At 57.8% G+C, this 22,823-nt stretch carries 19 protein-coding genes, 1 tRNA gene and 2 rRNA genes; 15 read left to right on the top strand and 7 right to left on the bottom strand.

Features of this window, described 5'->3' with window-relative positions; translation table 11 throughout:
- Positions 1–10: 10 nt before the first annotated feature.
- On the bottom strand, positions 11–1,780 hold the full coding sequence (gene herA / locus A3L10_RS07240; RefSeq protein ID WP_088866998.1) for a DNA double-strand break repair helicase HerA: 1,770 nt from the start codon (positions 1,778–1,780) through the stop codon (positions 11–13).
- 187 nt (positions 1,781–1,967) lie between these two features.
- Between herA and rimI the strand changes: the two genes are divergently transcribed.
- Together rimI and endA are read left to right on the top strand one after the other, a co-directional pair.
- Complete coding sequence (rimI, locus tag A3L10_RS07235; protein ID WP_088866997.1) at positions 1,968–2,471, top strand: ribosomal protein S18-alanine N-acetyltransferase; 504 nt, start codon at positions 1,968–1,970, stop codon at positions 2,469–2,471.
- Positions 2,468–2,983 (top strand): tRNA-intron lyase, encoded by a 516-nt coding sequence (gene endA / locus A3L10_RS07230; RefSeq protein ID WP_088866996.1) that lies wholly within the window; start codon positions 2,468–2,470, stop codon positions 2,981–2,983. The genes rimI and endA overlap by 4 nt, the downstream gene beginning before the upstream one ends.
- Here endA and A3L10_RS07225 read toward each other — a convergent pair.
- Together A3L10_RS07225 and A3L10_RS07220 are read right to left on the bottom strand one after the other, a co-directional pair.
- Positions 2,980–3,792 (bottom strand): DUF835 domain-containing protein, encoded by an 813-nt coding sequence (locus A3L10_RS07225; RefSeq protein ID WP_088866995.1) that lies wholly within the window; start codon positions 3,790–3,792, stop codon positions 2,980–2,982. The two genes, endA and A3L10_RS07225, sit on opposite strands and share 4 nt — an antisense overlap.
- A 184-nt stretch (positions 3,793–3,976) precedes the next feature.
- Positions 3,977–5,164 (bottom strand): glycine C-acetyltransferase, encoded by a 1,188-nt coding sequence (locus A3L10_RS07220; protein WP_088866994.1) that lies wholly within the window; start codon positions 5,162–5,164, stop codon positions 3,977–3,979.
- On the opposite strand from A3L10_RS07220, the gene A3L10_RS07215 reads away from it, so the two are divergent.
- Positions 5,163–6,248 (top strand): replication factor C small subunit, encoded by a 1,086-nt coding sequence (locus tag A3L10_RS07215; RefSeq protein ID WP_394335113.1) that lies wholly within the window; start codon positions 5,163–5,165, stop codon positions 6,246–6,248. The genes A3L10_RS07220 and A3L10_RS07215 overlap by 2 nt on opposite strands.
- A 5-nt stretch (positions 6,249–6,253) precedes the next feature.
- A complete protein-coding gene (locus A3L10_RS07210; protein WP_088867555.1) occupies positions 6,254–7,738 on the top strand; it encodes a replication factor C large subunit in 1,485 nt (494 codons plus the stop codon).
- 9 nt (positions 7,739–7,747) lie between these two features.
- Here A3L10_RS07210 and taw22 read toward each other — a convergent pair whose 3' ends face one another.
- Positions 7,748–8,764: a tRNA (guanine(37)-N1)/4-demethylwyosine(37)-methyltransferase Taw22 gene (taw22, locus tag A3L10_RS07205; RefSeq protein WP_088866993.1), complete on the bottom strand. Its 1,017-nt coding sequence runs from the start codon at positions 8,762–8,764 to the stop codon at positions 7,748–7,750.
- 40 nt (positions 8,765–8,804) lie between these two features.
- Positions 8,805–9,731 (bottom strand): GTP 3',8-cyclase MoaA, encoded by a 927-nt coding sequence (gene moaA, locus A3L10_RS07200; RefSeq protein ID WP_088866992.1) that lies wholly within the window; start codon positions 9,729–9,731, stop codon positions 8,805–8,807.
- A gap of 127 nt (positions 9,732–9,858) precedes the next feature.
- Here moaA and A3L10_RS07195 point away from each other — a divergent pair, with 127 nt between their 5' ends.
- From A3L10_RS07195 to A3L10_RS07185, 3 genes are all read left to right on the top strand, one after another.
- Positions 9,859–10,605, top strand: a complete 747-nt coding sequence (locus A3L10_RS07195; RefSeq protein ID WP_088866991.1) for a hypothetical protein — start codon at positions 9,859–9,861, stop codon at positions 10,603–10,605.
- Positions 10,571–11,986 (top strand): DUF402 domain-containing protein, encoded by a 1,416-nt coding sequence (locus tag A3L10_RS07190; RefSeq protein WP_088866990.1) that lies wholly within the window; start codon positions 10,571–10,573, stop codon positions 11,984–11,986. Before A3L10_RS07195 ends, A3L10_RS07190 begins: the two co-directional genes overlap by 35 nt.
- A gap of 262 nt (positions 11,987–12,248) precedes the next feature.
- Positions 12,249–13,643 (top strand): ATP-binding protein, encoded by a 1,395-nt coding sequence (locus tag A3L10_RS07185; protein ID WP_232460957.1) that lies wholly within the window; start codon positions 12,249–12,251, stop codon positions 13,641–13,643.
- Here the strand turns inward: A3L10_RS07185 and radB are convergent.
- Both radB and A3L10_RS07175 read right to left on the bottom strand, forming a co-directional pair.
- The gene (gene radB, locus A3L10_RS07180) at positions 13,633–14,298 is read right to left on the bottom strand and encodes a DNA repair and recombination protein RadB (protein ID WP_088866988.1); all 666 of its coding nucleotides are present in this window, start codon (positions 14,296–14,298) and stop codon (positions 13,633–13,635) included. The two genes, A3L10_RS07185 and radB, sit on opposite strands and share 11 nt — an antisense overlap.
- Positions 14,299–14,309: 11 nt before the next feature.
- A complete protein-coding gene (locus tag A3L10_RS07175; protein ID WP_088866987.1) occupies positions 14,310–14,945 on the bottom strand; it encodes an MBL fold metallo-hydrolase in 636 nt (211 codons plus the stop codon).
- 135 nt (positions 14,946–15,080) lie between these two features.
- Here A3L10_RS07175 and A3L10_RS07170 point away from each other — a divergent pair, with 135 nt between their 5' ends.
- The 8 genes from A3L10_RS07170 (at position 15,081) to A3L10_RS07135 (ending at position 22,768) form a co-directional block, all read left to right on the top strand.
- Positions 15,081–15,458, top strand: coding sequence for an ASCH domain-containing protein (locus tag A3L10_RS07170; protein ID WP_088867554.1), 378 nt, complete (start codon positions 15,081–15,083; stop codon positions 15,456–15,458).
- Entirely contained in the window at positions 15,451–16,155 is a 705-nt protein-coding gene (locus tag A3L10_RS07165) for a DUF1614 domain-containing protein (protein ID WP_088866986.1), read from the top strand. Before A3L10_RS07170 ends, A3L10_RS07165 begins: the two co-directional genes overlap by 8 nt.
- Positions 16,156–16,211: 56 nt before the next feature.
- Positions 16,212–17,051, top strand: a complete 840-nt coding sequence (locus A3L10_RS07160; RefSeq protein WP_088866985.1) for a ribose-phosphate diphosphokinase — start codon at positions 16,212–16,214, stop codon at positions 17,049–17,051.
- Between the two features lie 9 nt (positions 17,052–17,060).
- Positions 17,061–17,354 (top strand): hypothetical protein, encoded by a 294-nt coding sequence (locus tag A3L10_RS07155; protein ID WP_088866984.1) that lies wholly within the window; start codon positions 17,061–17,063, stop codon positions 17,352–17,354.
- Positions 17,354–17,620 (top strand): hypothetical protein, encoded by a 267-nt coding sequence (locus A3L10_RS07150; protein ID WP_088866983.1) that lies wholly within the window; start codon positions 17,354–17,356, stop codon positions 17,618–17,620. The genes A3L10_RS07155 and A3L10_RS07150 overlap by 1 nt, the downstream gene beginning before the upstream one ends.
- A 382-nt stretch (positions 17,621–18,002) precedes the next feature.
- A 16S ribosomal RNA gene (locus A3L10_RS07145) occupies positions 18,003–19,488 on the top strand.
- A 53-nt stretch (positions 19,489–19,541) separates the two neighbouring features.
- A tRNA-Ala gene (locus tag A3L10_RS07140) sits at positions 19,542–19,618 on the top strand.
- A 120-nt stretch (positions 19,619–19,738) separates the two neighbouring features.
- Positions 19,739–22,768, top strand: a 23S ribosomal RNA gene (locus tag A3L10_RS07135).
- Together the 16S and 23S rRNA genes with 1 tRNA gene alongside form the textbook arrangement of a ribosomal RNA operon.
- Positions 22,769–22,823: the final 55 nt, after the last annotated feature.

Genomic DNA, 22,823 nt, shown 5'->3' with positions numbered 1-22,823 from the left:
ATGAAACACCTCAGAAGTCCAGCTCTATGCCCTCCTCCTCGTAGAGCTCCTCCTTCTTCTCCTCTGCCCTCTCGCGCTCCGCCCTTTCCCTCCAGCGCCTCACGACGCCTATGTCCTCGCCCCCGTAGTCACCGCCGAGGGCCTTGAAGTTGTAGACCTTCACCAGCGCCGGCAGGCTTATGGCCTGGCCAACTATCACCGCCTCGCCCTTGCCGAGGCCGGCTATGTCCCCCATCAGCTCCCCGCTCAGCTGTTCGCTGGCTTTTATAACGTAGTTCTGGTCGTTCGGGTTCACGATGCGCATTATGATTTTCGTGTTCGTCTGGCTCAGCACGTCCTCGTTGAGCCTGCTCGGCCTCTGGGATACGAGCCCCATGCCGACTCCGAACTTCCTGCCCTCCCTGGCTATCCTTCCAAGTATCCTCACGGTTCCACCCTTCTCGCCGTGGGGTGCGAAGATGTGGGCCTCTTCTACTATTATGAGTATAGGTTCCGAGAGGGCCGGATAGCTCGCCTCGACAGAGCGGATGAACTTCTCAAGCTCCTCCACCTCTTCCGAAACGGCCGAGATTCTGCTTCCGTACTTTCTCTTGAGGTATTCGAGCCTCTTCCTGGCCTTCTCGTAGTCCATCCTGGTTTCGAACATCTTTTCGAGGAGCTTCGCAGCTACCAACTTCATCTGGCCCTCGTCCAGGGGGCCGAGGTCTATGACGTTTACCATTCCCGCCCTGACGGATGCCACTATGTCCTCCCCGGAGAGCAGATGGCCGTAGTTCCTCAGGAAGCGGGATATCTTCATCGTGAGCCTCGTTATCGTTTCCCTCTCGGTTGCCTTTATCTCGCCGAGGTCGCGGTACTTGTTTGCGTGGGGGTCCCAGTAGCTCCCCCCAGCGTTGGCCACCCAGTTCTGGAGCAGGTCGAGGACGGCCTTGACTATCTCCCTCCCACCAAGGTTTGGGTTCTCGTGGAGAACGGTGTCCCAGGCTCGCAGCAGGTAGGAGCGCTGTATGGTTGCGTTGCTCTGTATCTCCATTAGGTCAGCCAGTTCCTCGCCGTCCATCGTCTCGGGCTGGATTCTCGCCTCGATGAGGTTGACGTACTTTGTGCCCGTGTTGGGGAGGCTCAGGCGCATGTAATCGCCGTGGGGGTCGAGGACGACGACCGTTCCTCTGAGATCCTCCACCATCTTCCAGAGCATGACCGAAACGGTGTTGCTCTTGCCCGCTCCGGTAACGGCTAAAACCGCGAAGTGCCTCGAAACCAGCTCGTTGGCGTTGAGGTATATCGGCACGTCGTCCCTCAGGAGCAGGGTTCCCACCTCAATGAAGCCCTCCCCACCGTAGTAGATCGCCCTGAGGAGGTCGGAGCTGGCTATGTAGACCTTGTTTCCGTTGGGAACCGGGACGCGGTTGGGGACTATCTCGGCCCTGTCGCCTCTAAACTCTATTCTCCCCAGCACATGAACGGTGACTATCAGTGCCTCGTTCTCGCCTATGCTCTCTCCGTACTCCCTCAGATCTAGGTCAAGGCTCGCGAAAGTGCTCTTCCCCTCGCTGAGGAGCCAGTTGATGTTTTTAATCCCTCTGATGGTGCCTATCACCCACTCAACGTCGTCGCCCCACCGGCAGTTCCTGTCCTTCGCCTCTTTGCACAGCCTTGCAACGACGAAGTCTCCAAACTTGAGGTCGCTATCGGGATGAGCGTAGAACTGGAAGGAGTTAACCGTGGCTTCACCAGTCACGATTCCAACCGGGTTGTTAAGGTCTTCGGCTATGCGCATAACATCACCTATCGGTTGACTTGGTTTTCGGGGGCTTTAAACTTTACTCCGGAAAGTAGGGGGGGAGAATCAGCCAGGAATCCGGTCATCATCCCGCCGTCAGGTTCGAGAGTGCTCATCACGCGGGGTGGCCACCCCGGATGAAGTCTTCCTCAAGTCTTAAAAGCTTTGGCGCGTAGTCTATAACATGAGCGTGTCCGTGAGGGAAGCCGGTGGGAGGATTCCCCTGGCGATGGTCGTTATAAGGCCTGCGAAGCTGTTCGACATACCCGACGTCGTCAGGATAGAGCGGCTCTCGTTCCGGGAGCAGTACCCGCGTGGCGTTTTTCTGGTCTTCCTCGAGAACAACCCCGATACTTTCCTAGTGGCCGAGTACCGCGGGAGGGTCATCGGCTACGTGATGGCCTATCTCCGTCCCGACCTGGAGGGGCATATAATGAGCATCGCCGTTGACCCCGAGTACAGGGGCAGCGGCATTGGTTCGGCCCTGCTGAGCGAGGTCATCGAAAGACTCATAAAGAAGGGCGCCCGCTACATCGGTCTGGAGGTTCGCGTGAGCAACGAAAAGGCCATAAGGCTCTACGAGCGCTTCGGTTTCAAGCGCATCAAGCGCATAATCGGCTACTACGCCGACGGCGAGGATGCCTACTACATGCTGATGCCTGCCGACGAGTGGGGTGGGAGGAATTGAAGGAGCCGATAGTCTTTCAGCTCAGCGGGGACAGGGTCTTCAGCGAGCGCGAAAAGGCGATAAACCAGTTCTACAACAAGAGGTATTTCGGCGAGGTCGTGAACGGAAAGCTCTTTCTCTCGCTCATAGAAGCTGCCTACCTGATGGAGAAGGGCAAGATAAGGGTTTTTGATGGCGAAAGGGAGCTTTCTTTCAAGGAACTGGTCGAGCTCGGAAGGAAGCGCGACGACCAGTTCGACATAAAGCTCCTCGTCTACACCGACCTGCGTGACAGGGGCTACACAGTTAAGTCTGCCCTAAAGTTCGGCTCCCACTTTCGCGTTTACAGGCGCGGAATGGACGAGCATTCCCAGTGGCTGATATGGGTGGTTCCCGAGAACCTCCGCTTTTCCCCGAACGACATCACCGCCCGCGTGAGGGTCGCCCACGGCGTCAGAAAGAACATGGTGATGGCCGTCGTCGACGAGGACAACGACGTGGTGTACTACAAGATAGAGTGGGTGAAGTTTTAGGGCTGGGGCTTCATCCGCTCGAACTCTCGGTACATGAGGTTCACGGTCTTCTCGTCAAGGCTTTTCGCGTCAATGGGGACTATCACCACGGTGTTGTAGATGGTTGTGTAGTCCTTCAGGGTCGTGAGGAACTTGAAGACCGGGGCGAAACCGTTCTCGAGGATGAGGTACTCGACCCCATCGAGGAAGATTATCTTCGGATTGTCTGTCTTTCTCATGAAGTCAACCATCGCCTGGAGGAGGAACTCCAAGCGCGTGGGGGAAACGGCGTTTCTGTCCCTGACCGTGGTCAGCCACAGTACAGGGGTCTTTTCGATGTTCAGATGCTCCCTGATGACTTCCGGGGGATGCCTGGACACTATGAGCCCTGCCCTTCCGCGAAGGAGCCTCTCTATCACTGGGTAGCAGTTGGGAAGGTTGCACAGGTACAGTCCGGGCTTGAGGGACTCCTGCTCTTCTTTTCCTGCAAATTCTATAACCGGAATGAGTTCGTACCTCTCCATGAGGACTGTGAGGAGGCTCCACCATCCCGCGATGAAGATTACCGCGGCCAGGAGGGCCAGAAGGTTGCCTATCGAGTTCACCAAGTCCACCTGCTCAGGGGTCATGAGAATGAGGTTGTTGCTCCTGAGGTCGAGGAGCAGGAAAACGGACTTGCCAAGGGCGCCCACAAAGAAGGAGAGCATCGCGTAGTCGTAGAACCGCTTAAGCTCCGGGTAGTGTGAGATGAACCGTTTTCTGTGGCCGACGGTTATGAGGAACAGGCCTATGAATGCAGCCTCCGCGAGCACCGCGATGATTATCGACATCGGCCACCACCGCTGATAACCCGGTTATTCCCTAACATGTTGTCTTCTCTCCAATAAATTATATTTTTCGGTGGTGCTTCGAAGTAATTGGACACCGTAAGTTCTAATTTTTAACATGAATCGGAGATAATGTTCGAACAAAGAACCGGTTTTGATGAAAAATGTGAAAATTGAAGGGCCCGGATCACTTCAGGAAGCCGGTCTTCTTTCCGAGGTCCTCGAAGGCATCCAGAACGTACTGGAGGTCCTCCTTGCTGTGGGCCGCGGAGGGCTCAAGCCTTATGCGAGCAGTTCCGAGCGGGACGGTCGGGTAGACTATTGCCTGGGCGAAGATGTTGTACTCGTCGTAGAGCCTCCTTGAGAACTCCTGTGCGGTCTTTTCGTCGTAGAGCATGACCGGGGTTATCGGGTGCTTGGTGTTGCCGAGGTCGTAGCCGAGGTCCCTCAACCCGTTCTGGAGGAAGTGGGTGTTGTCCCAGAGCTTCCTGACGAGCTCGTCGCTCTTTTGGAGTATCTCGACGGCTGCAATGGCCGCCGCAACGTCAGGCGGGTTCGGGGCGCTTGAGAAGAGGAACGGCCTTCCCCTCTGCCTGAGGTACTCGATGGCCTCCTCCGGTCCGGCGACGTAGCCGCCGATGACACCGAAGGCCTTGCTCAGCGTACCCATCTCGAAGTCAACCTTGTCGTGGAGCTTGAAGTGGTCGACTATACCCCTTCCACTGTCTCCGAGGACACCCTCACCGTGGGCGTCGTCTATGTAGAGCATGGCATCGTACTGCTCTGCCAGCTCCGCCATCTCCGGGACCGGCGCGAGGTCACCGTCCATCGAGAAGACACCGTCGCTGACGATTATCTTCTTCTCCTTATCCTTGTTCTCCTCGAGGCGCTTCTTGAGGTCCTCCATATCGAGGTGCTTGTAGATGACCTTTGGAGCACCGCTGAGGCGCATTCCGTCTATGATGCTCGCGTGGTTGAGCTCCTCGCTGATGAACACGCCGTTGTCCTTCTTGGTGAGTAGAGCACTTAGAGCGCCGAGGTTGGCGTTGTAGCCGCTCTGGAATAGTATGGCAGCTTCTCTCTTCTTGAACTTGGCGAGCTTCTCCTCGAGCTCCACGTGAAGCTCCATGGTGCCGGCGATGGTTCTTACCGCTCCGGCACCGACGCCGTAGTCGAGGATTGCCCTTATAGCGGCCTCCTTTATCTTGGGATGTGCGGCCAGGCCGAGGTAGTTGTTCGAACACATGTTGAGAACGCGCTTTCCGTCAACGACGACCCAGGGACCCTGGGAGCTCTCAAGCTTTCTAATGGTCACGTAAAGGCCTTTCTCCTTGAGCTCCTTGAGCTCTTCCCTAATCCAGTCGAGCTTCGCCATGAGAACCACCGGTGATTCTTGGACATCGAGGTATAAAAGTTTTGCACATGGCAAAAGGCTTAATACCTCAAAGGCTCATAAGCCTTTAGGTAGGGTGATAGCTATGCCGGAGGAAGTTAAGGAGGTTAAAATCCTCGAGAAGCCTTGGGTTGAGAAGTACAGGCCTCAAAAGCTCGACGACATGGTCGGGCAGGATCACATAGTCAAGAGGCTCAAGCACTACGTTAAAACCGGTTCCATGCCGCACCTTCTGTTTGCCGGACCCCCGGGCGTTGGAAAGACCACAGCCGCTCTGTGTCTCGCGAGGGAGCTCTTCGGCGAGGGCTGGAGACACAACTTCCTTGAGCTGAACGCGAGCGACGAGCGTGGAATAAACGTCATCCGCGAGAAGGTTAAGGAGTTCGCGAGAACCAAGCCGATTGGCGGGGCGAGCTTCAAGATAATCTTCCTCGATGAGGCGGACGCTTTGACCCAAGATGCCCAGCAGGCGCTGAGGAGAACGATGGAGATGTTCTCGAACAACGTCCGCTTCATCCTGAGCTGCAACTACTCCTCAAAGATAATCGAGCCGATACAGTCGAGGTGCGCCATCTTCCGCTTCAGACCTCTGAGGGACGAAGACATAGCGAGGCGTATAGAGCTCATAGCCGAGAACGAGGGGCTCGAACTGACGGAGGAGGGACTCCAGGCGCTCCTCTACGTTGCAGAGGGCGATCTCAGGAGGGCCATAAACGTCCTGCAGGCTGCTGCCGCCCTTGACACCAAGATAACCGATGAGAACGTCTTCTTGGTCGCCAGCAGAGCTCGTCCGGAGGACGTCAGACAGATGATGCAGCTGGCTCTGGAAGGCAACTTCCTCAAGGCCAGGGAAAAGCTCAGGGAGATACTCCTCAAGCAGGGCCTGAGCGGCGAGGACGTGCTCATCCAGATGCACAAGGAGGTCTTCAACCTGACCATACCCGAGGACAGGAAAGTTGCCCTGGCCGACAAGATCGGAGAGTACAACTTCAGGCTCGTGGAAGGAGCGAACGAGATGATACAGCTTGAGGCTCTGCTGGCCCAGTTCACCCTGATGGGTAAGTGATGGCCATGCCGCGGGACGTTCCTTGGGTTGAGAAGTACCGGCCGAGACGCCTGGGGGAGCTGATAAACCAGATCAAGGCCCTGGGGCAGGTGAAGGCATGGATAGAGGCGTGGCTCCAGGGCAGTCCGCCGAAGAAGAAGGCGCTGATTCTGGCAGGTCCTCCGGGAACAGGTAAGACGGCGACGGTCTACGCCATAGCCAGAGAGTACGGCTTCGAAATAATCGAGCTCAACGCCAGCGATGAGAGGACATACGAGAAGGTTGAGCGCTACGTTCAGGCTGCCTACACCCTCGACATCCTTGGGAAGAGGAGGAAGCTCATATTCCTCGATGAGGCCGACAACATGGAGCCGAGCGGGGCGAGGGAGATAGCTAAGCTGATAGACCGGGCCAGAAACCCGATAATCATGAGCGCCAACCACTACTGGGAGGTCCCGAGGGAGATAAGAAACAAGGCCCAGATAGTCGAGTACAAGCGCCTGACCCAGAGGGACATCATAAAGGGGCTCGTGAGGATCCTCCACGCGGAGGGCCTGACGGTTCCTAAGGAGGTTCTCTACGAGATAGCCAAGCGCGCCAACGGTGATCTGAGGGCCGCTATCAACGACCTCCAGACGGTTGTGTCCGGCGGGATAGAGGATGCCGTCGACGTTCTCGCCTACCGCGACACGGAAAAGAGCGTCTTCCAGGCTTTGGCTCAGCTCTTCGCAACTGACAACGCCAAGAAGGCCAAGCTGGTCGTTCTCGGCGTTGATATGTTCCCCCACGAGCTCCTCCAGTGGATAGACGAGAACCTTCCCTACGTCTACTACAAGCCCGAGGACATAGCGAGGGCCTACGAGGCTCTGAGCAGGGCGGACATATATCTCGGCAGGGCGCAGAGAACCGGAAACTACGGCCTCTGGAAGTACGCCACGGACATGATGACCGCGGGGGTTGCTGTTGCTGGTGTGAAGCGGAAGGGCTTCGTGAGGATCTACCCGCCCAAGACCATAAAGCTCCTCACGGAGAGCAAAGCGGAGAGGGGACTGAGGGACTCGGTGCTCAAGAAGATAATGAAGGAGATGCACATGGCGAAGCTCGAAGCCCTGGAGACCCTCAACGTCCTGAAGGCAATATTCGAGTACAACCCGGACATGGCGGCGCACTTCGTCGTCTACCTCGACCTTGACCTCAAGGAGGTCGAGTTCATAGTCGGGGACAAGGAGAAGGCCAGAACGATATGGGGCAAGAGCATGAACATCGAGAAGAGGCTTAAGGAGCGCGGCGAGCTTGAGGAGCACGTGAGGGTTGCCGCTGAGAAGGGAGAAGAAATTGAGCCCACGGAAGAGGAAGAAGCCGAGGAAGAGGCCGAAGAAGAGATAAGCGAGGAGGAGCTTGAGAAGGCCGAGGAGGAAATGGAAGCCGTCGAGGAAAGCGGGGAGAAGATAGACAAACCCAAGAAGAAGGGCAAGCAGGCGACGCTGTTCGACTTTTTGGGGAAGAAGTGATGGCCTTCGTTATTCCCCCTTTATCTCCACATCCGCACAGACCTTGAAAACGTGCGGCTTGAAGTCGCTCACCTTTTTGACCCTGACGGTGCAGTCCCTTCCGAGCTTTCGGCATTCTTCGAGGATTCTCGCCCTGAACCTCTCAATCTCTCCCTCGTGGACGAAGTCGTAGTAGTGGAGCCATCTCTCTGTCTTGCTCAGCGTTAGAGCCAGGGCATCAACGCCCCTCGGGGTGGGGCTTATCACCCTGTCGTGGCTCGGAAGCTCCGGAAGAACCTCGAATACATCTCCATGGATGAACTCTATCTCGCCCTTCAGCTTTCCCCCGTTCAGCTCGATGTTCTCAAGGCCGAGCTCGTAGGCCTCCCTGTTCAGCTCGATGGCCGTTATCTTGACCCTTTTATAGCGGGCTATGACAAGTGCATACGGCAGAACGCCGGCGAAGGGAATGAGAACCCTCTCGCCGTCGTGGATGAGCTGGGCCAGGCGGTACCGCTCACCCTTCATGCGCGGGTTGAAGAAGGCCTTCGAGAGGTCAACCTTTATCCGAACGCCGTTCTCTTTGTGAACCGTTTCCAGTCTCTTCTCGCCCCAGATTATCGAGTAGTCCCTTATCCTGAAGGCACCCTCGTGGAATCCCTTCCTGGCGATGACCTTCAGAAACGGATGGACCTTCCTCAGGCCCCAAACTATGTCCTCAATCCTGTGCTCAAGCTCCGGCGGTATCTGGATGACCGCTATGTCGCCTATCACGTCGTAGCGCCTCAGGTACTTCAGCTCTTCTCTGCTCAGCCTCTCGGCGAGGACGCTCTCAAGGTTCTTGTATATCTGCCTCTCCGGCCTGAGTGGGAGCTCGACCGAGAGAACCTCGTAGCCGAGCCCCTCAATCCGGGGGTCGCTGATGACCGGGAGGAGAACGTACTCATCTTCCCTCCTCGGCCTCCTTTTACCGTCGTAGAGGCCGAGTTTCTTCAGCTTTCTCTTGACGGGTTCTGCATCCCGCCTCGGAACCTTTACAGCCGGCAATCTCTCACCGGGGGGAGTTGGGAAAGGGGCTTAAAAACGCTTACCTCCAGTAGGGCTCGCGCATGAGAACGGCCTGTTTGAATATCTCGACGAGTTCGGCATCGCTTGCCCCGTTCCTCAGAGCAGTGGCGAAGTCTATCAGGTCGTTCTTCCTCAGCAGGCAGGTCTTGAACTTGCCGTCGGAGGTGACCCTTAGGCGGGTGCAGTTGGCGCAGAAGACCGTGTTGTGCATCGCCCTGACGACCTCAACCTCGGCGATGCCGTAGTCGGTCGGGATGAAATACTTCTTCCGCCTGTGCATCCGTCTCTCCCTGGTCTCCACCGCCATCTCCTCGAGCTTCTTTTCAACCGGTTTGAGAGGGTAGAAGTACTTCCTGAAGAATCTCGTCTCCGTGAACTCCCTCGGGGCCTCGAGTTCTATGAGCTGAAGGATCGTCCCGGTCTTCGCCGCAAAGTCGACCATGTCCCATATCTCGTCGTCGTTCAGTCCCTTCATCACCGTCATGTTGAGCTTTACTGGACTGAGGTACTTCACGGCCTCCTCGATTCCCTCGATAACGACGTCGAGCATGTCAACGCCGGTGATTCTCCTGTAAACCTCCGGCCTCAGGCTGTGGAGGGAGACGTTGACTCGATCAAGACCGGCTTTTGCGAGGGGCTTTGCCAGCTCCTTCAAGCGGCTTCCGTTGGTCGTCATGGAGAGGTCCACCACGTACGGCTTGATTCGCCCGACTATCTCGATTATATCGTCCCTTACGGTTGGCTCACCGCCGGTAAGCTTGACCTTCCTTATTCCAAGGCGCGAGGCTATCCTCACGATTCTCTCTATCTCCTCCGGGGTCAGTTCGCGCCTCGCGTTGAAGTGCTGCCCCTCTCTGTGGCAGAAGAAGCAGCGGAAGTTGCAGTCCTGGGTGAGCGAAATCCTGAGGTTCGTTACTGGCCGGCCAAAGCGGTCGTAGAGAGTCATTCAACCACCGGGGTGATTAGTTTTTTGGCTTAAAAAAAGGTTTTGGATAAGCGTTTTTGTTTAACTCATTCCCATCGAAAACTACAAGTAGGGGGAGGCGCAAGATTAAGCCCAGGGGGTTTTCCGCATGAACGTTGAGGAGGTTAAGGCCCAACTTTCACACCTTGAGTCGCTTCACTCCACTTTTGAGCGGCAGTTTTCAACCATCTACGAGGAACGGGACGGAGAGGCTCTTCTGGAGAAGGTGAAGTCCCTGTACAACATATCGAGGGAGAAGCTTGAGATAGCTTCGTCCCTGTACCGCGAGATGGGAAGCTTCGGCGGCCACATAGAGGAGCAGGCGAAGGAGCTGTACCGCAACGAGTACCAGATGAAGTTTCGCCTTGAGGAGATACTTTCCCTTCTCGTCAAGGAGCACGACTACGACACCAGGATAAAGCTCTCAACGGCCCTGGACCGGCTCGTCCAGTTCCACAGGGTTTATGACTATGCAGTTAGAAAGGCACTGGGCGAGATGCTCCGGGAGGTCGAGGGGCTGAGCCTTTTGGCCGGGGGCGAAAAGGAGAAAAAGGTACCCGTTGGTATAATGGAGGAGCTCAGGAAAGTTAAGAAACTCGAGGCCGAGCTTGAAATCTTAAAGGTTTTCCTGCTCAGGCTTTACACTCATCCCGGTGATGTGCATAAGGTTGAAGAGGCGCTGAGAGACTGGCACTCCAGGGGACTGCTCTGGGTCGAGGCGAGAAACGTTGAGAAACTCAGCGGCGTCGAGGACGCCGAGGATATACTCGAGGGACTCACGCTCATCGGAGTGGTGGAAAAGAAGATGAGGGGTGGTGAAGGTGTCTACAGACACAGGAGTTTCAGTTCGAGTTAGGGGCATCTACTCAACGGCCCTTACAAAGCTCTTCCTCGACAGGGGCTTCGGAATCTCGCAGCCCAGCAACAGGATCGTCGAGCGCTTCAACCTCGAAAAGACCTACGACGAGTTTGATGTTGATGTTTACGACAAGAAGGATCACCACGGGGTAATCCTCGTTGGAACGAAGGTTGAGGAAGTTAAGGCTGCCCTTGAGGACGAGCTCATAGACGTTTTCTTTAGGAAGCTCCCCTACCAGCTCTACGGAATCTACAAGGGAATGGTCGTCAAGAGGGACGAGCGCTACGTCTACATAGACATCGGAAGCGCCATCGGAACCGTGGTCGCCAGCGAACTGCCGCGCGCGATGGAGGGCGACGAGGTTCTCGTTCAGGTTAAGAAGCACAACCTCCTCCCCCAGCTGAGCGTTGTCCTCACGATTCCGGGTGACTACGCGGTTCTCATTCCGAAGCCGATAGGGGCGCAGAGGCACGTCAAGATATCCAGAAAGATAAGGGAGCAGAGTGAGCGCGAAAGGCTTCGCATCCTCGGCCTCAGCATAGACCTGGGTGAGTGGGGGATCCTCTGGAGGACGGCTGCAGCTTATAAAGACTGGAACACCCTCCGCGACGAGATAATAAACCTCTCCAAGCTTGCTGACCGGCTCAAGAAGGCGGACTCCTACACGGCCCCCTCCCTCATAATCGAGGGGAGGAACATATACGAGGTTGAGTTCGGTGGGGGCGCAAAGAGAAAGCTCGACGAGATAAGGAACAAAGTCGTTCCGACCGTTGAGGGCCACCACCAGCTGAAGGCCTACGATCCCGAGCTGAGCTTCGCGGTGGAGATAGCGGAGGGAATCCTTTCGAAGGTTCCTGCCCAGAGGGAAAAGGTAAAGACGGGCTTCTGGGAGGCCCTGATAACCAACAAGGGGCCCAAGAGGGGGTGGCTCTTCAGCCTTGAGCACTACAAGCCCGACGGGCAGAGGATAAAGATAGGGCCCGGTGAGATAACCGAGGTTTCCATGAATCCGCTGAAGATAACCTTCAAGCGCCACCTCAAGCCCGGCAAGTTCTACGACGGCCTGGACATTCCCATAGAGTTCGGAGACTACGTCATAACTGAGATAGAGGCCGGAAAGTGGTGGTTCGTGCACCGCTACTACGACCGCAACGGCAACCTCAAGGGCGAGTACTACAACATCAACACGCCGGTGGAGATATACCCGGACAGGGCGCGCTACATCGACCTCGAGGTGGACATCGTCAAGTGGCCGGACGGCAAGAAGGAGATAATAGACAAGGAGAAGCTGACCGAGCACTACGAGGAGGGCATCATTACCGAGAAGCTCTACAAGGCGGTTCTCAGAATAGTTCAGGAGGTCTACGAGAGGGTTTGAAGGCTTAGCGGTCTTTCGTTATCCTCTCTTTATCTCGTTTTTCACATTCAAGCCTTGACCGAGGTCCATTAACCTTTCAATATCCTCTGGGAGCAGTTCTTTCCTCCCGGGAGGAGAGGAAGCTCTAGGTTGCTATTACTCTTGAGGTGTCTGGTCCCCATTGGAATCACCGTAGATGTTCTCAGCAATCTGCCACAAAGTTTTTGGACAAGACCTTAGAATCCCGCAAGCCTTAAATATTACCAAATCAGTAATATACTCGGTGAGTAATGTGTTCTACGACAGAGGGCGCGAGCTCGAAAAGCTCAATGAAGTGTACTCCTATCCGGGTTCGAGCTTCATCGTCATCTACGGACGCAGGCGGGTTGGAAAGACTACCCTCGTTCGGGAGTTCCTCAAAGACAAGCTTGCCCTCTACTTCTTCGTCGGCGAAAAGGACGAGGCGCTTCTCCTTGAGGAGTGGTCGCGCGAGGTCGAGGAGAGGCTTTCCAGTCATCTCCCTCCATACGTGAAGCCAAAGTTTGGCTCCCTGGAAGAGCTTATGGAGTTCCTGCTCGACTTCTCACGGGAGAGAACGCTGGTTGTCGTCTTCGACGAGTTTCAGAACTTCAGAACTGTTAAACCCTCTTTCTTCTCCTCCCTTCAGCGTCTTTGGGATGAGAAAAAGAATAGCTCAAACGTTATGCTCATCGCGGTAGGCTCGTACGTGGGCATGATTAAGCGAATCTTCATGGGCAAGAAGGAGCCCCTCTTCGGCAGGGTTGACGAGTGGATAAAGCTCAAGCCCTTTGACTTCTGGACTGCCTGGGGCTTTGTGCGTTCTCTGGTTGATATAGATTCAAGGCACTTCGTTGAGCTTTATTCGGCTTTAGGCGGGATGCCGAGGTATCTCCTTTACATTCCTCGGTACTACCGCGGGAACTCGATTGATGCCGTTAAGGGTCTTTTCTTCGACGAGTTTGCACCGTTGAGGGAAGAGGGCCTGAACATTCTCAAACTTGAGTTCGGCAGGTTCTATCGCTCTTACTTCTCGATCCTCGAAGCGGTTAGTCTCGGTCGCGTCACGCCCAAGGAGATAAGTGATAAAACGGGATTAAAGCCTCTGACGGTGGGCAAATACCTCAGCGAGCTGACCAATCACTACGAGTACCTGACGAAGGAGGTACCCGTTACAGAGAACCCGCTGAAGACGAGGAAAGTGGCATACAGGATAAGCGACGAGTTTTTCAACTTCTGGTTCCGCTTTATCTACCACAACTACACGGCCCTTGAGGAGAATCCGGAGAGGGTCTTTGAGCGCTTTAAGGCCGAGTTCCCCGCCTTCGTGGGTGAGACCTACGAGAGAATCGCGAGGGAATTTGTGAAAAAGCAGGACCTTGGCTTTAAACCGGAGCGCGTGGGTAGGTGGTGGCATAAGGGGGAGGAGATAGACGTGGTGGCATACGATAGGGAGAACATCGCCCTCTTTGAGGTCAAATGGAAGAGCTTGAGCCTGAAGGACGTAAAGAGTATTCTAAAAGCCCTTGATAGAAAGGCCCAACTGCTCCCCTTGAGGGGACACTATAAGCTTGGCATCATAGCGAGGGAGTTTGAGGATAAGGAAGGACTCAGAGAAGAGGGCTTCTTAGCTTTTGACCTTGATGACCTCATTCGTTAGCCTCCTCAATGCCCTTCTCCGTTATCCTGAAGTAGACCATTCCTCCCTCGGGCCTGAACCTGTGTCTCTCGAGCACGGCCACCCTCATTCCGGGCGTGTTGAGCTTGTCGAGCCTGAGGATGTCCTTGGTCCGGTAGTTGAGGGTGTGCTCGGCAACGGGCTTCATCCTCTCCGCCCGGCTGTCGAAGTGAACCTGGTTGATAACTATCACCGGAATGCGGTTTCTCCTGGCTATCCAGAGGAGAACCTGGAGCTGTTTGCCGAGTTCCACGGTGAGGTTCCTTCTGTGCTCCTCCACGCGGTAGTGGGCCGTTATGGAGTCAACGACCACGAGGGAAAAAGAGTCGTCAACAATTTTCTTCAGGCTTCCGATGGTGCGCCTCTGCTCCTTGAAGTCCGATGGCGTGAAGAGGATGAACCTCTGGAGCGCCTCCTCGGGGTCTAAACCCCTCACCTCGGCCATCTGGCTCAGTCTCTCGGGAGAAAAGCCCCCCTCGGTGTCGACGTAGGCAACCTTTCCGGGACTCAGGAGGCCGACCTGCACGGCGAGCGTCGTCTTTCCGGTGGCGAAGCTCCCGTAAATCTGGGTCAGTACCTCCTCGGCTATTCCGCCGCCGAGAAGCTCGTCGAGTGATTTTACCCCCGTGGTGAGCATCAGCCCCACCGCTAGAGGGTGAGCTCTTCGTAGAGCTCCATGGGGCGAACCATGACCCATATGCGCTTCTTCTTCAGCTCGTCCTGGAGTTTTTCGACGCTTCCCGTGCCGTAGATGCCGTAGTGCATCGGGATGACGATCTTCGGTCTTATGTCCTCGATTATCTGTGCCGCCTCGCGCTCGTTGGCGGTTGAGCGGCCGCTGATGGGCACCATGAGCACGTCTATCTTCCCCCTGAGCTTCTGGAGGGTTGGCGTCGAATAGGTATCCCCTGTGTGGAAGAGGGTCTTGTCACCCTCTACGATGTAGCCGACAGGGTACTGGCTCGAGGGGTGCTCCATGTAGACGGCGGTGACCTTAACGCCGTTCCCGAGCTCTATCGTCTGGCCTTCCTCTATCTCCTTTACCTTCGTTACCCCGTCGCTGATGGCCATCATGTAGACCGGCTTCGGCCCTATGACGGTCGCGTCGCGGAGCCTTGAGAGCAGCTCGACCTTCCCGTAGTGGTCAACGTGCTCGTGGGTTATCAGTATGTAGTCCACTTCCCCGATTTTGTCGTCGTCAACATCCGGGTACGGGTCGATGAGCAGTCTCACACCATTCGTCTCGACCCAAAAGCACGCGTGTCCGTACCAGATAATCTTCATCGGTGATACCTCCTCCAATGGGTTCGGTGAGGTGGACTTAAAGTTTTTCATTGGCGGTTCTTTTTGGAAACTCGCCCGGTTAGCTTCGGAAAGCCCGGCGTAGATTTTATATACTTCGCTTTCGTCACCATACTGATGTGCGCCGGGAATTCAAACTTCAGGAAGGGTCTGATAGTTCGCGAACCCTTCGCAACCCTCATAGCGGAAGGAAAGAAGGTCTGGGAGATTAGGAAATCTCGGACGAGGGTTAGGGGAGAGGTTCTTATTCTCAGCGGCGGCAGGGCGGTTGGCAGTGCAGAACTCGTTGACGTCCTCGGTCCGTTCACCCCGGAGGAGCTGGCCCAGCACGGGGACAAGCACCTCGTTGACGTGGAATTCCTGCGGGAATACTCCAAAGGCAAGCCCCTCTACGCCTGGGTCTTCCGCAACGCGAAGAAGTTCGATGGACCGAGGAAGGTCCGCATCTCCAGAGGCGCCCAGATCTGGGCCAACGTGGTGGTGGAGGATGAATAAGAGGCGCTTTATAATCCCACCCGTTTCACTTCCCGTGCTCCTTCTGATATTCTTCATCTTCTTGGCGGTTTTCATAGTCTTCTCGAGCATAGTCATGGCAGCCTTTGAGAAGCTCGGAATACCCCCCGAGGTGGCCTACGCCCTCTTCCTCTTCGCCCTCCTCGGAAGCTTCATCAACATCCCCATAGCGGAGGAGGTCTCGTACGAGCCCATCGTCACCCTTAGGGAGGTTCGCTTCTTCGGCATCTCCTATCCCGTCCCCTACTTCGATTGGGCTGAGAAGAGGGTGATAATAGCGATAAACGTCGGCGGGGCGCTGGTTCCCCTCAGCATCGTTCTGTACGAAATCTTCAGGCTCCTCTACTTCGGTCAATTCGGGCTGCTCTTCAACACCATCCTGGCGACCCTCGTAGCGGCCCTCTTCAGCCACGCCTTTGCCAGACCCGTCAGGGGTCTCGGCATAGCGATGCCTATCTTCCTCCCGCCTCTGATAGCCATAATCCTCGGCTGGCTCCTCGGCGACGGAAACCCCAACCTCGTGGCCTACGTCAGCGGAACGATGGGGGTCCTCATAGGGGCTGACCTGATGAACTGGAACAGGATTAAGAACCTCGGCGCGCCGATGGTGAGTATAGGCGGCGCGGGAACCTTTGACGGCATATTCCTCGCGGGGATTATTGCCGTCCTTCTGGTATGACGGTGGGTTTATAAGCCGTGAATTGAACATTCCAACGGCAAAAAGGGGTGGTGCTCATGTTCGTGGTTGGAAGCGGTGCCAGGCATCTGGAGGATGAGATAAAGGCCCTCGGCGGCGAGGTTCTCGATGCTGAGATAAAGAGGTTCCCCGATGGTGAGAAGTACGTCAGAATCATGGGCTCCTCGAAAGACGTCACGGTCGTGCAGTCAACGTTCGCCCCACAGGACGAGCATCTGATTGAGCTGATCCTCATGGCGGATGCTCTGCGCGAGAGGGGGGTTCAGAAGCTCAGGGCGGTCGTTCCGTACCTTGCCTACTCGAGACAGGACAGGGTCACGAAGGACGGCGAGCCGGTGAGCGTGAGGGCGGTGATGAGAACCCTCGCCGTTTACTACGATGAGCTCTATGTCTTAGACCTCCACAATCCGGAGACCCTAAGGTTCTTCCCGGGGAAGGCCGTCAACCTCTCGCCCGCCCGGGCCATTGCTGAGTACTTCGGGGAGAAGCTCGGTGAGGGCGTCGTTCTCGCCCCCGACAAGGGGGCGCTGATGAGGGCCAAGGCCGTTGCCGAGAGGCTTGGCCTTGAGTACAGCCACTTCCACAAGGTCCGCATTTCTCCGACCGAGGTTCAGATGAAGCCGGTGGATGTGGACGTTAGGGGAAAGAACGTGCTCATAGTTGATGACATCATAAGCACCGGCGGGACCATGATAAGGGCGGCAAACCTGCTCAGGGACATGGGGGCCGAGAAAGTCTTCGTCGCAGCCACTCACGGTGTCTTCGCCGAGGGAGCAATAGAAAAGGTGAGCAATGCAGTCGACGAGCTGGCGGTCACCAACACGATACCCACGCCGGTCTCGAAGATAAGCGTTGTGCCCGAGATACTGAAGCTGTGAGGCGGGAGTATGGTCAGGACATCTTCCCTCGCCGCCCTCTTAACCTTTCTGACGTTTTTTGGAGCCGGGCTTCTCATGGTGGTTTCCTTCCTCGTGGTTGGCGGCCTGGGTTCGATGATTCCCTTCGCGGACGGCTTCTCCATAGTTCTCTCGCTCATAGTTCTCCTCCCGCTGACGAAGCGCCTCCTCATCTCCATTGGTGTGAGTGAAGGGGACGCCAGAAAGCTTGCCCTCCTGGTCGGTCTCCTCTCGGTTTTGGTGTTCTACATGACCATACCGAGGGCTTGCGGGTGGTGCCGTTGATGAAGAGGATTGTCCTCTATACCATCGGCTTCATCCTCATGACGCTCCTGGCCTCTCTCGATTTCGTTCTCTTCGTGGACAGGTTGATACCGCTTGGGGGACGCTGGTTGCCGTTCATGGTCTCCCTTCCGATGGTGGCACTCGGCGGCTACGTTGGGTGGGCAACGGGAAGGGGTCTCGGGCTGAGTCATGATGATTCAGTCAACATGGGCGTCGTTGTCTCCGTGGTCTCCGGTTTTCTGCTCCTCGTCTTTTTCCTCCTCTGACCTTGCAAAAATTTTTTGCCGTTTTTATGTCTAAAATTGTGCATTCTACCGGCGCTTTTTGACAGCTTCTTTTTCAAAAATATGGCCTGGAAAGGCTTTTGCAAAAATTTTTCACTGTGGGGGTTCACCCCTATTGGGTGGAGCGCCCGAACAGGGCGCGACAAAGCCCAGGTGCCAAGACGGCGGCGTCGGGGGGAACGGGTGCAAAGCACCCAGTATGAACCCCGCCCTCCAACCATGGGCACAGCAATGTGCGCTCCCGAGGAAACGCCGAAAGGCGGACCCCTCGGGGGTAAGGCAGGCCCGACATCCCGACTAAACCCCGGACGGATATTTGGTACTTCCCCTCGAGGGAAGTCCCACCGGCCGTACTCCTTGCTCAATTCCGGTTGATCCTGCCGGAGGCCACTGCTATGGGGGTCCGACTAAGCCATGCGAGTCATGGGGCGCCTTGCGCGCACCGGCGGACGGCTCAGTAACACGTCGGTAACCTACCCTCGGGAGGGGGATAACCCCGGGAAACTGGGGCTAATCCCCCATAGGCCTGAGGTACTGGAAGGTCCTCAGGCCGAAAGGGGCTTTGCCCGCCCGAGGATGGGCCGGCGGCCGATTAGGTAGTTGGTGGGGTAACGGCCCACCAAGCCGAAGATCGGTACGGGCCATGAGAGTGGGAGCCCGGAGATGGACACTGAGACACGGGTCCAGGCCCTACGGGGCGCAGCAGGCGCGAAACCTCCGCAATGCGGGCAACCGCGACGGGGGGACCCCCAGTGCCGTGGCATCGCCACGGCTTTTCCGGAGTGTAAAAAGCTCCGGGAATAAGGGCTGGGCAAGGCCGGTGGCAGCCGCCGCGGTAATACCGGCGGCCCGAGTGGTGGCCGCTATTATTGGGCCTAAAGCGTCCGTAGCCGGGCCTGTAAGTCCCTGGCGAAATCCCACGGCTCAACCGTGGGGCTTGCTGGGGATACTGCAGGCCTTGGGACCGGGAGAGGCCGGGGGTACCCCTGGGGTAGGGGTGAAATCCTATAATCCCAGGGGGACCGCCAGTGGCGAAGGCGCCCGGCTGGAACGGGTCCGACGGTGAGGGACGAAGGCCAGGGGAGCGAACCGGATTAGATACCCGGGTAGTCCTGGCTGTAAAGGATGCGGGCTAGGTGTCGGACGAGCTTCGAGCTCGTCCGGTGCCGAAGGGAAGCCGTTAAGCCCGCCGCCTGGGGAGTACGGCCGCAAGGCTGAAACTTAAAGGAATTGGCGGGGGAGCACTACAAGGGGTGGAGCGTGCGGTTTAATTGGATTCAACGCCGGGAACCTCACCGGGGGCGACGGCAGGATGAAGGCCAGGCTGAAGGTCTTGCCGGACACGCCGAGAGGAGGTGCATGGCCGCCGTCAGCTCGTACCGTGAGGCGTCCACTTAAGTGTGGTAACGAGCGAGACCCGCGCCCCCAGTTGCCAGTCCTCCCCGTTGGGGAGGAGGCACTCTGGGGGGACCGCCGGCGATAAGCCGGAGGAAGGAGCGGGCGACGGTAGGTCAGTATGCCCCGAAACCCCCGGGCTACACGCGCGCTACAATGGGCGGGACAATGGGATCCGACCCCGAAAGGGGAAGGGAATCCCCTAAACCCGCCCCCAGTTCGGATCGCGGGCTGCAACTCGCCCGCGTGAAGCTGGAATCCCTAGTACCCGCGTGTCATCATCGCGCGGCGAATACGTCCCTGCTCCTTGCACACACCGCCCGTCACTCCACCCGAGCGGGGTCTGGATGAGGCCTGATCTCCCTTCGGGGAGGTCGGGTCGAGTCTGGGCTCCGTGAGGGGGGAGAAGTCGTAACAAGGTAGCCGTAGGGGAACCTACGGCTCGATCACCTCCTATCGCCGGAAAATCCGTCCGGGGGGTCTAAGGGATGTCGGGCCTGCCATCCGTGGGCCGGTAGCTCAGCCTGGGAGAGCGTCGGCTTTGCAAGCCGAAGGCCCCGGGTTCGAATCCCGGCCGGTCCACCACGAAGAGGTGCACATCCCAAGCTCTGCTTGGGGTGGAAGGGTCCTAGGCCCCGAACAGGGGTCACGATGAGGACCGTGCACAGGCCGATTGACCCAAAAAATGCCCAGCCCCCTGAGTAGGGGGCAGAAAACCTAAGCCGCCTGGTGGATGGCTCGGCTCGGGGCGCCGACGAAGGGCGTGGCAAGCTGCGATAAGCCCCGGCGAGGCGCAGGCAGCCGTCGAACCGGGGATTCCCGAATGGGACCTCCTGCGGCTCTTGCCGCACTCCCAGTCGGGAGGGGGAACGCGGGGAATTGAAACATCTTAGTACCCGCAGGAAAAGAAAGCAAAAGCGATGCCGTTAGTAGGGGCGACCGAAAGCGGCACAGGGCAAACTGAACCGTTGGGGGAAACCCCGGCGGGATGTGGTGTAGTAGGGCCCTGCATCGGAGCCTCGAGGGTGAAGCCGAAGTCCACTGGAACGTGGCGCCGTAGAGGGTGAAAGCCCCGTAGGCGTAAGCCCTCAGGCTCCTGCAGGGTTCCTGAGTACCGTCGGTCGGATATCCGGCGGGAAGCTGGGAGGCATCGGCTCCCAACCCTAAATACGTCCCGAGACCGATAGCGAACTAGTACCGTGAGGGAAAGCTGAAAAGCACCCCTGGCAGGGGGTGAAAAGAGCCTGAAACCAGGCGGCGATAGGTGGGTGCGGCCCGAAAGGGTTGAGCCTCCCCGAAGGAAACACGGGCGACCGTGGAGTACGAGGGGAGGGGACCGGGGTTGCACCGTCCGTCTTGGATCACGGGGCAGGGAGTTCATCCGAGCGGCGAGGTTAAGGGGTTCACCCCCGAAGCCACAGGGAAACCGACAGGTCCGCAGCCCGTAAGGGTGAGGGACGGGGTGTGAAAGCGCCCGGAGTCGCTCGGATGAGACCCGAAGCCGGTCGATCTAGCCCGGGGCAGGGTGAAGTCCCTCAACAGAGGGATGGAGGCCCGATAGGGATGCTGACGTGCAATTCGCTCCCGTGACCTCGGGCTAGGGGTGAAAGGCCAATCGAGGCCGGCGATAGCTGGTTCCCGCCGAATTATCCCTCAGGATAGCCCGGCCGGAGGTAGGTGGTGGGGTAGAGCACTGATTGGGGGTTTAGGGGGAGAAATCCCCCGGCTCCCTGTCAAACTCCGAACCCACTGCCGCCGTAGATGGCCGGAGTAGGGTGACGGTGTAAGCCGTCAACCGAGAGGGGAACAACCCAGACCGGGGTTAAGGCCCCTAAATGCCGGCTAAGTGTTACTCCAAAGGGTGTCCCTGGCCTTAGACAGCGGGGAGGTAGGCTTAGAAGCAGCCATCCTTTAAAGAGTGCGTAACAGCTCACCCGTCGAGGTCAGGGGCCCCGAAAATGGACGGGGCTAAAGCCGGCTGCCGAGACCCCGGCGCACGGACCGATTGGTCCGTGATCGGGTAGGCGGGCGTGCCGGTGGGGTGGAAGCCGGGCCGTAAGGTCCGGTGGACCCGTCGGTATTGTGGATCCTGCCGGGAGTAGCAGCATAGCCGGGTGAGAATCCCGGCCGCCGAAGGGGCCAGGGTTCCACGGCAATGTTCGTCAGCCGTGGGTTAGTCGGTCCTAAGCGGGTCCGTAACTCGGCGCCCGCGAAAGGGAAACGGGTTTATATTCCCGTACCGCGGTGGTAGGCGCGGCAACGCAAGCCCAGAGGGTGACGCCTCGGGGTAGGCGGACCGGTCCACAAGGCCGGCTAAGCGTATAAGTCCGGGGAGTGCCGTAATGGCGAGAACCGGATGAAAGCGCGAATGGCCTCCCGTAAGGGGGGTTCCGCCGATCCCTGGGGCCCGTGAAAAGCCCTCTGGGAACGATCCACCGCGACCGTACCGAGAACCGACACCGGTGCCCCTGGGTGAGAAGCCTAAGGCGTGTCGGGGGAAACCCAGCCGAGGGAACTCGGCAAATTGGCCCCGTAACTTCGGGAGAAGGGGTGCCTGCGGGTGCGTAACCCGCAGGTCGCAGTGACTAGGGGGGCCCGACTGTTTAGTAAAAACACAGGTCCCAGCTAGCCCGAAAGGGTTTGTACTGGGGCCGACGCCTGCCCAGTGCCGGTATGTGAAGCCCGGGTCCAACCGGGTGAAGCACCGGTAAACGGCGGGGGTAACTATAACCCTCTTAAGGTAGCGAAATTCCTTGTCGGTTAAATGCCGACCTGCATGAATGGCGTAACGAGGTCCCCACTGTCCCCGGCTGGGGCCCGGCGAAACCACTGCCAGGCGCATATGCCTGGGACCTCCGGTGGGAAGCGAAGACCCCATGGAGCTTTACTGCAGCCTGCCGTTGCCGTACGGCGGGGGGTGCGCAGCGTAGGCGGGAGGCGTCGAAGCCCGTCCTCCGGGGCGGGTGGAGCCGTCCATGAGACACCGCCCACCCTCTGCCGTACGGCTAACCCCCGACGGGGGGACAGCGGTAGGTGGGCAGTTTGGCTGGGGCGGCACACCCTCGAAAAGGTATCGAGGGTGCCCTAAGGTCGGCTCAGGCGGGTCAGGAATCCGCCGTAGAGTGCAAGGGCAAAAGCCGGCCTGACTGGACCCGTAACAGAGGCGGGTCCAGCCGCGAAAGCGTGGCCTAGCGAACCCCTGTGCCTCCCCGGTGGGGGCCAGGGATGACAGAAAAGCTACCCTGGGGATAACAGAGTCGTCTCGGGCGAGAGCCCATATCGACCCCGAGGCTTGCTACCTCGCTGTCGGCTCTTCCCATCCTGGTCCTGCAGCAGGGGCCAAGGGTGGGGGTGTTCACCCATTAAAGGGGAACGTGAGCTGGGTTTAGACCGTCGTGAGACAGGTCGGATGCTATCTACCGGAGGTGCTGGGTGCCTGAGGGGAAGGCTCCCCCAGTACGAGAGGAACAGGGAGCCGCGGCCTCTGGTCTACCGGTTGTCCTACAGGGCACAGCCGGGCAGCTACGCCGCGTCCGATAAGGCCTGAAAGCATCTAAGGCCGAAGCGGTCCCCGAAAATAGGCACCCACTCCCAGGCGCAGGGGGTCGGGCGACCGGTCCTTTGCCTGGGACGAGGGCTCGGGAAGAAGACCCGTTTGATGGGGCGGGGATGTAAGCGGGAAGGGAAACCGACCCGTTCAGTCTGCCGCTCCCAACAGCCCGAGGTTTCTGCCTCTGAAAGGGGGGCTGGGCATTTGATAGGTCAATCGGCCTGTGCACGGTCCTGGCCC

Origin of the sequence: Thermococcus radiotolerans (genome assembly GCF_002214565.1) — an archaeon.
In the GTDB taxonomy this organism is placed as follows: Archaea; Methanobacteriota_B; Thermococci; order Thermococcales; family Thermococcaceae; genus Thermococcus; species Thermococcus radiotolerans.
The sequence above is the reverse complement of the archived record's forward strand: the minus strand, read 5'-3'. Positions and strand labels throughout refer to the sequence as shown.

Excerpts from the sequence above, each read along its gene's own strand:
- rimI (WP_088866997.1), top strand. The coding sequence starts at position 1,968 with ATGAGCGTGTCCGTGAGGGAAGCCGGTGGGAGGATTCCCCTGGCGATG.
- A3L10_RS07170 (WP_088867554.1), top strand. The coding sequence starts at position 15,081 with ATGTGCGCCGGGAATTCAAACTTCAGGAAGGGTCTGATAGTTCGCGAA.
- A3L10_RS07165 (WP_088866986.1), top strand. The coding sequence starts at position 15,451 with ATGAATAAGAGGCGCTTTATAATCCCACCCGTTTCACTTCCCGTGCTC.
- A3L10_RS07160 (WP_088866985.1), top strand. The coding sequence starts at position 16,212 with ATGTTCGTGGTTGGAAGCGGTGCCAGGCATCTGGAGGATGAGATAAAG.
- moaA (WP_088866992.1), bottom strand. The coding sequence starts at position 9,731 with ATGACTCTCTACGACCGCTTTGGCCGGCCAGTAACGAACCTCAGGATT.
- A3L10_RS07220 (WP_088866994.1), bottom strand. The coding sequence starts at position 5,164 with ATGGCGAAGCTCGACTGGATTAGGGAAGAGCTCAAGGAGCTCAAGGAG.
- A3L10_RS07210 (WP_088867555.1), top strand. The coding sequence starts at position 6,254 with ATGCCGCGGGACGTTCCTTGGGTTGAGAAGTACCGGCCGAGACGCCTG.
- A3L10_RS07155 (WP_088866984.1), top strand. The coding sequence starts at position 17,061 with ATGGTCAGGACATCTTCCCTCGCCGCCCTCTTAACCTTTCTGACGTTT.
- A3L10_RS07215 (WP_394335113.1), top strand. The coding sequence starts at position 5,163 with ATGAGAACCACCGGTGATTCTTGGACATCGAGGTATAAAAGTTTTGCA.
- radB (WP_088866988.1), bottom strand. The coding sequence starts at position 14,298 with ATGCTCACCACGGGGGTAAAATCACTCGACGAGCTTCTCGGCGGCGGA.
- A3L10_RS07195 (WP_088866991.1), top strand. The coding sequence starts at position 9,859 with ATGAACGTTGAGGAGGTTAAGGCCCAACTTTCACACCTTGAGTCGCTT.
- herA (WP_088866998.1), bottom strand. The coding sequence starts at position 1,780 with ATGCGCATAGCCGAAGACCTTAACAACCCGGTTGGAATCGTGACTGGT.
- A3L10_RS07150 (WP_088866983.1), top strand. The coding sequence starts at position 17,354 with ATGAAGAGGATTGTCCTCTATACCATCGGCTTCATCCTCATGACGCTC.
- A3L10_RS07225 (WP_088866995.1), bottom strand. The coding sequence starts at position 3,792 with ATGTCGATAATCATCGCGGTGCTCGCGGAGGCTGCATTCATAGGCCTG.
- A3L10_RS07175 (WP_088866987.1), bottom strand. The coding sequence starts at position 14,945 with ATGAAGATTATCTGGTACGGACACGCGTGCTTTTGGGTCGAGACGAAT.